Here is a 334-nt window from a genome sequence, read left to right on the forward strand (position 1 = left end):
AGCTGAAGGAATAGTTAAAGAAATTGGCCCACTGGTATTATCATTTGTACCATAATCTGCTTGTGTACCAAATACAACGGCATATCCTCCGACAGTACCATCTCCACTCATAATCGGGGTTGCTGAAGTTGCATCAGGATCAAGAATTCCTAAAGAGGAATTGAATGTTGGTACATATATTCCCGTGCTCGACGTATTCATAGCTACTCCACTACTAAATTTTAAGGATGCTCCTTCAAGTGATGTATTGGATGTATTTTTGAATTGTCCTTTTTGTTGAACTGATAGTGTCTATCCAGTAGTTTCTCCTCGCTGATCATGCGTGACAACACTT

Annotated in this window: 1 pseudogene; it reads right to left on the bottom strand. The window is 39.5% G+C overall.

Going from position 1 to position 334, the window contains the following annotated elements:
* Nucleotides 1-279: pseudogene (locus ETC07_RS16105) on the bottom strand (WxL domain-containing protein); the annotation flags it as partial.
* Nucleotides 280-334 lie beyond the last annotated feature (55 nt).

The sequence above is a fragment of the Halomonas borealis genome (genome assembly GCF_004798905.1).
GTDB classification, from domain to species: Bacteria; Pseudomonadota; Gammaproteobacteria; order Pseudomonadales; family Halomonadaceae; genus Halomonas; species Halomonas borealis.